Origin of the sequence: Myroides sp. 1354 (genome assembly GCF_030324495.1) — a bacterium.
Taxonomy (GTDB): Bacteria; Bacteroidota; Bacteroidia; order Flavobacteriales; family Flavobacteriaceae; genus Flavobacterium.
Genome location: NZ_JACAGN010000001.1, coordinates 622,360 through 631,858 on the forward strand (window position 1 = coordinate 622,360; position 9,499 = coordinate 631,858).

Below are 9,499 nucleotides of genomic sequence, written 5' to 3' on the forward strand. Positions count from 1 at the left end.
GATGCTACATCGGTTAGAAATACAAAAAATTCTGTTGCAGATTCAAGAAGAATACACAGATTCTAAACACTGTATTGCTCAGTTGAAACAAGCGATATACTTGGCAGATAAACATGCAGATTTGAGTTGGGCCATTGATTTGCGCATCATGTTGATACGCGAAGAACGCTGTTCATCCTCTTGTATTGAGAGTCCATTGGCTTTCGCTTGGCTGTTGGAGCAAGCGCGCTTGCATCCCGATCAGTTGTCGGAATCGGAGTTTTTAGAAGAATACGAATGGATGATCTGTTCCGCTTATGGCAATGTGAATATTCCCTTGGAACAAGTACATGCAATAGCGGCAGATTTAGAACAGAAATTAGATCATTTTAAGTTTTCTAAACGAAGTTATTATTATACCATGGCGGGTTTTGCCCAACATTTAGGAGATTATGAACTCGGAGGAACCTATGTAGCCAAAGCAAGAGAAGAAGCCCTAGATGATATCTGTGGAGAAGCGATGGCGTATGACAATGAAATTGAAAGCGCCTCTCGTTTGGGACATTTTGACGAGGCTATTGCCTTGATGCATCAAATGGAGTACAAAAAGATACGCGATTTCTCTCTGCCTTTTGAAACCTATGTTTCCATGGGGTATTTTATGGTGCGCTATGGAGATGATCGCGCTGCAATATATTTAGAGAAAGCCAAAGAAGAGTTTAGCCAATTGCCCGAAGTGAACAGCTCTTTGCTCTACGGATTGACGCGTTTGATTTACGCTTTACACCTGTTAGGCGATGAATCCCTTTGGCAGTATTACGAAATTATTGCAGGTTGGGACATAGATGCAGAAGACGACTTACAATTGATGTTGAGTCGTCATATGATGTTTGTCTTAGACCAAGAAGAGAAAAAACAATTAACCTTATCGCCTTCGGTTTCCTTCTATCAAGAAGATGGATATTATGAGCTCAAAGCCTTGTCAGAGGCCTATAAAATTAGTGCGTATGACTGGGCGAAGCGCTTTGATTTGCGCAATGGAAATACAGCTGCACAAGAGGAAATCAAGCGAATGGAAGAAGAAAATAAAAGAAAAAAATAGCTATGAATTACAATTTAGAAATTCAAAAGATCCTGCTTAAGGTGGAGGGTTTGAAGAGTTTAGAAGACAAGATTGTCGCGTTGAAAGAGGCCATACAATTAGCCGATCAGCACAATGATATTGATTGGGGATTTGATTTGCGTTTGGACTTAATTCGCCAAGAGCGCAATACCTCTCGTTGCAATGAGAGTTTCCCCGCTTTTGCCTGGATCTTACACACTAGCGATGCCAATGAAGATTACTTTGACGAATCAGAATTCTTATGGGAATACAAATGGATGTATTGTTCAGCTTACCGCAGTGCGTTAATCCCGTTGGATGAAATTGAAAAAATTGGAGAAGACCTCAAACGCAGGTTGGTGAAAAACGGCTACAGTACACGTGCGTATTACAATGTGTTAACCGGATTGGCGTTTCACTTGCGCGATTACGATTTGGCGAAAACCTATATCGATGCTGCCAATAGTGAATTAGTCGATGATATGTCGAATTGTCCAGCTTGTGAATTGGATACAGAAGTGGAATTGTTGTTATTCCAAGGAAAATTGGAAGAAGCCATTGTCAAAGCACAAGATTTAATTCACAAGAAATTGACGTGTTATTCCATGCCTTTCCAAACGTTTTGTAGTTTGACGTACTATTCTTGGCTAGCAGGAGATGCTGCAGGAGCAGAGAAGTACTTCAACAAAGCGATTGAAGAATATGAGGCACACGATCAATACGACAGTTCAGTAGGCTATTCCATGGGCTTGTTGATGTCCTATATGAATGCCATCAACCACCCCGAAACGTGGTCTTTCTTTGAGCGTATTGCCACTTGGGACATCGAGGCAGAGGATATTCACCGTTATAACTTCGCTCGTTATATGTTGCCAATCATGAAACAAGGAGGGAATAGAGCCTTGCAACTTTCTCCTCAATTGCCGTACTACAAAGAAAGTGGGTTTTACAATTTAGACGATTTATATACGCACTTCAAACAGCAAGCAACAGCATTTGCGGAGCGTTTTGATGCGCGTAATCAAAATACCAATTATACAACGGAAATCGCAGCGTTGTAAAAAGAGAAAGAAAGTGATTTTTTCACTTGTACGAGTAAAGTAAGTTAAAAGGGAAGCAGTATAGGCTTCCCTTTTTTTTGTGGTTGTTGTTCTTTTCTTAGAAATAGTTGAATAGTTTAGAAAATCTACTCTTTGATAAAATAACTTTTTATCCAAGATTATGTGTTGTTTATGTTTTTATTGTTTTTTTTCTATAGCTGGGGAATTAATATTTTTGAATAATGTAATTTTGGTAAAATAGTTGATTTTTGTTATAAAAAATTAGGTTAAAAGTTAAGGATAATGTTTAATTTGTGAAGATTAACCAATATATTATAAGTATGAGTGACGCTATTTCAAATACGTTATTTCGTTTCGTCAGTTTGCGAAGCGTTCAAATTCCAGATTCATCAGACCTTGTTCATCGATTTGTTCAAGTTCCAGGTACTATAGCAGGACAAGGGGTTTTTTATGAAGCCATACAAAAACGCCCAGTAGATGCAACTAAATATGAAACCATGCTCAAAGCGGCAACCAGTTTTAAAGAAGTCATCCCTACAACAAAAGCATTACAAGAAGAGTTTGCGACTATTCAACCTTTTTCTACCTGGTTAGCGCAAAACAAAACAACAGCTACTGTTGAGGAAATCAGCAAGAAAGCAGAAGGCATCAAAGCTATTGACGCCAAACAACAAGGTAAACTGTGGAACAATATTTTTTATCAGTCTACGGTACAAGAAGATCTGGTTCTCAATGATCAAATGATTGAGATTCTAAAAGCAAATGCTTTAGTTGAGCAGCTCAAACTTAAAGCAACCGATGCAACACTAGAAGAAAGAGCCAAGGCAAGTTTTGTATTACCTGCTTTACTTTTTAACGAGGAGATGATTGAGGATGATAAAATTCAACCTAAAGTGGCAACAGAGAAGCCTCAAATTGTTGTGCCTAATCGTTTAATGACGCAAAAAATAAATATTTCAAAGGTCAAATTACAAGAGGAACAATTAACAATTCTGAAACAAGACTTAGCTATTTTAGCAGATGAGTATCGAAAAGAATATCAACAAGCGTATGAGGAAGCTCAAGATGCTTATAATAAAGAAGTTTCCCCTATCTATGAGAAGTATTTTGCAGCAGTAGAGGAAGCGCGTAAGAGTTATTGTAGTACAGTTGTTTCAGAGAAAAGAGAGTACAACCCAGAGGATCCCTGTCAACAACCACCCACTATTCCTGCACCTATTGTACCTAAGTTCGATTTTAAATTTAGAGCAGAATTATCTATCAAAGAACTCCAAGAAAAATTAGATCCTATTAGCTACCAAACGCTTTTGCAAAGTATTGGATATCAAGAGAAGCATACAACTCCTATAGGGCGAAGAAATGTAAAAGAAGAAACAACAAATCCAGATCGCCTCCTTCAAACCATTGGCACATTTGACAATTTGTCCTCTTTTGTACAAGCAAGTGGACGACAAAATCAAGCGCTATTAACGGAGAGTATAGATAGCTCTCAACGAATGAAAAGTATTGGGGGAATTATGTTTCCTGTTAATACTGAAATTAACAATCAGGTGTTTGAATATGGTATTTCTGGAAAAATAGTGAATCTACAGCGTACGGCAACTATATTTTTCAAGGTGCCTAATTCTTCTTGGCAGATTTCAACCATCAATGTGTCCATTGCTCAAGATAAGTTGGCGAGTACCTATTTATTGGATAATTCTCATATAGAGCGAAGGGGTAATCAGATTACGTTGTATAATGTTGAAGGGTATCCTGCATCAGATTCAACGGATCGCACTAAATCAACAATGGCCTTGGAAATTCTATTTACGAATGGTTGCGTTAAACGTATGCCTGTAATCGATATTGCAGCTCAAGTATGTTTGTCTGGTATATTAGAAGGGAATTGTAATACAAGTACAATAACTCCTCCACCTTATTATCCCAAAAAATTTGGTGTGCGTTTATTGGGAATCGCAGATTATAAAAAAGTAGAACAAACCGTGCATTGTTATATCGAAGGAGAGGTTTCGAATATTGAGAATATCATGGCGAGGGAATATCGTGAAAAATCGACTCGTCGTTTGAGAAGAACAGAAGATACGACAACTGAAACGACAGAACAAGAAATCGAAGCATTTACGGATACGATTACCACGGATCGCTATGAAATGCAGAGCGAAATTGATTCCTTATTACAGAAAAATAAAAGCACGAATGGCTATATAAATGCACAATATCGAGGGACTAATTATCAAATTGATGGAGGAGTAGCCCAAGCAAGTAATACTGCTCAAGAGGAGAGTATACGTCGCTCCGTAACTGAAGCCAAAGAGCTAACCTTTCAGGCACAAGATCGCGTGGTCAATCGCATTAAACGCGAGCGTATGCAGAAGATGGTGGAGGAGTTTGAAGAGAACAATAAACATGGCTTTGATAACCGCAAAGGAGATAAACACGTGGTTGGGGTATATCGTTGGGTGGATAAGTTGTATAAAAACCAGGTGTATAACTATGGTAAACGCATGATGTTTGAATTTATGATTCCAGAGCCTGCCCGTTTACATGTTTTGGCAATGAAAGATGAAGTAAAATCACCAGCCTTAACTATTGAAAAACCTCTAGATCCTAGAAAAGAATCTCCTTACCCCATTGTAACGGCGGATCAAATCACAGAATCAAAAGCGCTCTATTGGGCCGCACAGTTTAATGCAGATATTCCCGTTAAAAAAGATGATACAATTACAATATCAGCTTCGTTTGGTGAGCAAGGGGAAAATGGACACTTTATGCAATCGAAAAAGTATGCGGGCGCCCACAGTTATGAATTTGAAATTCCAGAAGAATATCAAGCGATGTCTGTAACAGGAGTATTCCATTTTAGTTTAGCTCCTGATACATTGAACTGGTTTACCCATGGAGGATTGGGTATTGGAAATTATTGGATTGGAATCGGGAAGACCTATGAAGCTCATCAAGGTCCAGTTGGAATAGCAGATCGATATTTTACGGAAGAATTATATGGAGTGCGTAATAAATTGGGTATCGCATTAGCAGGTGCAAATGTGGGGGCTTTGTCAGTAGCAATGAAGATAAAGTGTACGTTAACTCCAGAGGCGAATAGAAAATGGCAACAAGAGTGTTTCCAAGCCATTATGGAAGCTTATAATTTAGCCTTAAAAGCGTATAATGAGCAATTAGCCACAGAACAGAATAAAGCTGTAGAAATCAAACGCACCAATCCTGGGTTTTATCGTCAAATTGAAAATACAGTGTTGCGTAAAAACTGCATCGCTTATTTGACCCGTTTCAACGCTATGGGAAAAAGCTTTACGAGTGGTGATACAATGGCTGATTTTGCGATTCAACAGAATAAAGAAATGGAAGCTTACGCAAGTTTAGCTAAATTCATGGAACAAGCCTTTGAGTGGGAGGCCATTTCGTATAATTTCTATCCCTTCTATTGGGGAGACAAAGGCCACTGGGCAGATTTATACACTTATGATGAAAGTGATGATCCTATTTTCAGAAGTTTTATGCAATCGGGTATGGCTCGTGTTGTGGCAACGGTTCGTCCAGGTTTTGAGGAGGCCGTACAGTTGTATATGAGTACAGGAAAAATATGGAATGGCGGTGAAATACCCGTTATTGGCGATGAGCTGTATCTGTCGTTGATTGATGAGGTACGTCAAGCAGAAACCGTAAAAGAAGGGAAAGCGTGGATTACGCGTATTCCAACTTCACTGACCATCTTACAAGCGAAAAGCGCTGGTTTAGAAGTAGAAAAAGCCTTACCGTGTAACTGTGATGACACAGCAGATTTTGAAGATCCATCTCAAGTGCCTTGTAGTGATGCATTTGTACTCAATGATAATTTAATTGGCGGGGATACAGGGCCTGAACCTGAGTTATAATTGAATTTTTTAAAGTTTTCACTAATTGTTCAATATAGCATTTAGTGAAAACTGTTTTCGAACAAAAAATAGAAGAAAAATGACAGAAGAAAAATTTAAAGAAATAACCAATAATTGCCAACCCCAAAAGGGATTTAATTTAAATTGGAGTATATACTATCCATTAGATTTTTCAGATACATTTTTGCCTAAAATTATAGGATATAGACTTACAGCATTAGATTTCTTTGATGGTGCAGATTTATTGACGAATATTAGTAAAGCTCGAAGAGAATCACATAATCTAACGAATGAAAAAGAAACATTTTCATTGATTAGTTATACTTATCCAAGAGGCGTTGAAGCAGGAGATAAAAAAAATAAAGTTGAAGTTCAATCTAATGAAATTTGCACTTTTATAGAAGTAACTGAAAATAATGATGTAAGTGTCTTTTTTAGATTTGGAAATAAATTTAAAAAAAGATTAATAGAGAGACAATTTGATTTAGAAATAGTTGAAAAAAAAGGTTTTAAAACAACAATTAGTGCTTTTCAATCTTTTTTTAAAGATGGACTCTCGCATCAGAATATGATGAATTTTATATTAAAAACTATAGGAATGGAAGACTATAACGAACAAGAGATAAAGGATCAACAAATAGGAACAAATATTGTAAAGGTAAATGAAGATGGGACTACACTAATGCAAGTTAGACATGAACTTGTTAATGTAGGAGAAAGAATTGCACAAACTAAGTATAATACAGCTGCGACCGTTACGAATAGAGGAACCATAATTGTTACTCAGTTTAAACAAGAAGTTGCTTCGAGAGATAAAGAAGTCTTTTATTTTAAGAATGCTTTGGGTACCTTTGAAGGTACACTATCTGAAGCAAGAGAAGCTTTCCCAGATGTTGATTTCTCAGAATTAATTGTTCCTACTGCTTTTCAAAGGAATGATGTAGAATTAGGAACTAAAGCAATTTGGGCTACGTCAAAACCGCTAGAATGGGAAACTGTAAATGAATACGATGCAGAACAACATGGTGGTAAACCTATAGATTGGGAAAAATGGGCAGATGCCACACAAACAGCATTAGACATCATTGGGTTAATTCCAGTAGTAGGTGAAGTAGCAGATTGTCTAAATGGTATCATCTCTTTGGCAAGAGGTGATTATGCGGATGCAGCATTAAGTTTTGCTTCAATGATACCTGTTTTTGGAAGTATTGCTACAGGGGTAAAACGCGCTAGAAAAGCTACAAAAAAGGCAGAAGGAGTTTATGATTTAATGGTTAAAAATTTAGATGAGATCAATGGATACGTAGGCCAATCAAAAAGTGTATTTAAGCGAATATCAAGTCATTTTAAACCTAAAGGAAAATTAAAACACACGATTTTAGAAAATCCTCCTATAATATATAAGATGCCTGGTTCAACCAAATTTGAACGTGAAATTTATGAACAATTTGTGATTATTGAAAAGTATAAAGGAAGTATATCAAATAATGGTAATATGGGATATTTATTGAATAAAGTAAACCCTGTTGGAGGAAGGTTTGCACTAAATACAAAAGAGGGGGAAAAAGTATTTTTAGAAAAAGCGTTAGAAATTGCAAAAAAGTATAATTTGCCAACTGAATTTTAATATTATAAAAATAGAAAATTATGTATTTATCAGGTTTTAAACACGCCCCTTATTTGATGATTAAGCCAGATTCAAATTTGGATAGCATAGATCCCGATTTTTTGCAAAACAAATATGTAGTTCGGTTGTCTGGAGCATTTGATGAATCGTTTATTCAACGTTTTGTCCAGATATTTAATCATATAACACACTTGGATGTTGGACATCAATTTGGAGTAGATAATAATTTTATTTATGATTTTCCAAAGTTAGAAGGAGTAGCTGTTCCTTTGTATAGAGATTCCGATTTTGTTTTAGATTGTGCTAGATTGCCAAAGACACTTAGACAGTTGGATTTGAGTGTTTATACTAAAAAGAAAATAAGTAATATGGAAGCATTGGCCACTAGTTTAGAACAATTAAGTATTTCAGGTTTTAAGGAAAAAGATCTGTCTAGTCTTGCGTCTTTAAAGAGTCTCACAGCATTAAGTTTCAAAACGGCTAGTATAAAATCGTTAAACGGCATAGAGAAACTTATTCATTTAAAACGACTGTCTTTAGGCGGTGTACGTAGTTTAGTTGATCTTACAGCGATTGGATCTCTTCAAAAATTAAAGTTTTTAGAAATTGATATTGCTTGGAAATTGCAAGATTGTAGTCCTATCGGTCAATTAGGTGAACTTGAGGTTTTACAACTAATGGACTGCAAAAATTTGGCTTCTATCCAGTTTGTACGGCAAATGCCAAAGCTTCGTCAACTTTATACATTAGGCACTACAATGATTAATGATTATGATACAACACCGGCTGAACATGTTCCCATTTTTTTTGGTAGTTTAGATAAGAAGTACACAAAAATGTATCCAGAAAAAGAGATTCGAGAAGGTCAAAGAGGATGGTCTTCGTATCATTAACTCTACTGTGTCTTTATCGTATTTTTCATTGGTAGTAAGTAGGGGCAAATGACAATTTGCCCCCTTTATATTGGAAATTGTGTCTAAAGGAATTGATGCAGTTTATGAATTCTCTTCTCCACCTCCTAAATACATCATTGCAGAAGTAAAAATGAATACAAAAGGATTTTCTTGGTGGAAACCCAAATTAAATAGAAAAGTTACATCGAGTGGTGGTAGTCAAATGCAGGATGTCTGGATTGATTTTAATTTAGATTTAGAATTTGGTTTTGTGAAATCGAGAGAAATTCAAAAATTGGGTTATGAACGCGTACTTATAGGAGTGTCTGAAAATAACCCTATGATTATACAAACATTAGATAAAAATGCAAAAGTTGTTAAGACTAATATACAAATGATATGAGTGATATATTAAAATTTATACAAGAATGTGAAACAGTAATCCCCTTGCTTAAGGAAGATGTGAAAGAAAATCTTCCAAGTGATACTATTGTTAAATTAAAAAGAATGCTGTTCTCTGCCCAATTAGATAAAACAATCGCTCTCTATTCCTCCGAAGCCAATAAAACACTAGTAACAGCAAGTTTAATAAATGCTATCACAGCCTTTGAAGATGGTTTTCATTGGGAAGGTTTTGCGAAGAGTTATGCGATGTATGATCAGATGGTATGGATGCTGAGTTTGGGTATTTTGTGTGAGGTGGATGATGCCAATTTTAAACGTATTGTAGCAGTTATTCAGCGAGGCGGTGCTCAAGATGAATTGCTCAAAACATTAGTGAATTATCGATTGCCTCATACCATGCAAGGATCCTCTTATATCCAAAAAAGTCCGTATGCTCATTTGGATGGATTAGTAAAGGGGCAAGATAAAAGTATTAGCTTTATAAAAACCTACTTAAATAAAAAGTGGTATCAAGGGCATCGCGATGCCCCTTGGTA

Annotated in this window: 7 protein-coding genes; all 7 read left to right on the forward strand. The window is 36.4% G+C overall.

Features of this window, described 5'->3' with window-relative positions; translation table 11 throughout:
* Window position 1 precedes the first annotated feature (1 nt).
* Window positions 2-1,081: a hypothetical protein gene (locus HX004_RS02805; protein WP_286440801.1), complete on the forward strand. Its 1,080-nt coding sequence runs from the start codon at window positions 2-4 to the stop codon at window positions 1,079-1,081.
* Window positions 1,082-1,083: 2 nt separating this feature from the next.
* Entirely contained in the window at window positions 1,084-2,142 is a 1,059-nt protein-coding gene (locus HX004_RS02810) for a hypothetical protein (protein ID WP_286440802.1), read from the forward strand.
* Between the two features lie 320 nt (window positions 2,143-2,462).
* Entirely contained in the window at window positions 2,463-6,038 is a 3,576-nt protein-coding gene (locus HX004_RS02815) for an OmpH family outer membrane protein (RefSeq protein ID WP_286440803.1), read from the forward strand.
* 79 nt (window positions 6,039-6,117) lie between these two features.
* The gene (locus tag HX004_RS02820) at window positions 6,118-7,665 is read left to right on the forward strand and encodes a hypothetical protein (RefSeq protein ID WP_286440804.1); all 1,548 of its coding nucleotides are present in this window, start codon (window positions 6,118-6,120) and stop codon (window positions 7,663-7,665) included.
* A gap of 20 nt (window positions 7,666-7,685) precedes the next feature.
* The gene (locus HX004_RS02825; RefSeq protein ID WP_286440805.1) at window positions 7,686-8,558 is read left to right on the forward strand and encodes a leucine-rich repeat domain-containing protein; all 873 of its coding nucleotides are present in this window, start codon (window positions 7,686-7,688) and stop codon (window positions 8,556-8,558) included.
* A 79-nt stretch (window positions 8,559-8,637) separates the two neighbouring features.
* Window positions 8,638-8,961 carry a hypothetical protein gene (locus tag HX004_RS02830; protein ID WP_286440806.1) on the forward strand — a complete coding sequence of 108 codons (324 nt, stop codon included), beginning with the start codon at window positions 8,638-8,640 and terminating at the stop codon, window positions 8,959-8,961.
* Window positions 8,958-9,499 (forward strand): PoNe immunity protein domain-containing protein (locus HX004_RS02835; protein WP_286440807.1); only part of this gene is annotated, 542 nt, incomplete at its 3' end. The genes HX004_RS02830 and HX004_RS02835, both read left to right, overlap by 4 nt.

Bases quoted from the DNA above. Each gene is read 5' to 3' on its own strand.
- HX004_RS02825 (WP_286440805.1), top strand. From the start codon at position 7,686: ATGTATTTATCAGGTTTTAAACACGCCCCTTATTTGATGATTAAGCCA.
- HX004_RS02810 (WP_286440802.1), top strand. From the start codon at position 1,084: ATGAATTACAATTTAGAAATTCAAAAGATCCTGCTTAAGGTGGAGGGT.
- HX004_RS02815 (WP_286440803.1), top strand. From the start codon at position 2,463: ATGAGTGACGCTATTTCAAATACGTTATTTCGTTTCGTCAGTTTGCGA.
- HX004_RS02805 (WP_286440801.1), top strand. From the start codon at position 2: ATGCTACATCGGTTAGAAATACAAAAAATTCTGTTGCAGATTCAAGAA.
- HX004_RS02820 (WP_286440804.1), top strand. From the start codon at position 6,118: ATGACAGAAGAAAAATTTAAAGAAATAACCAATAATTGCCAACCCCAA.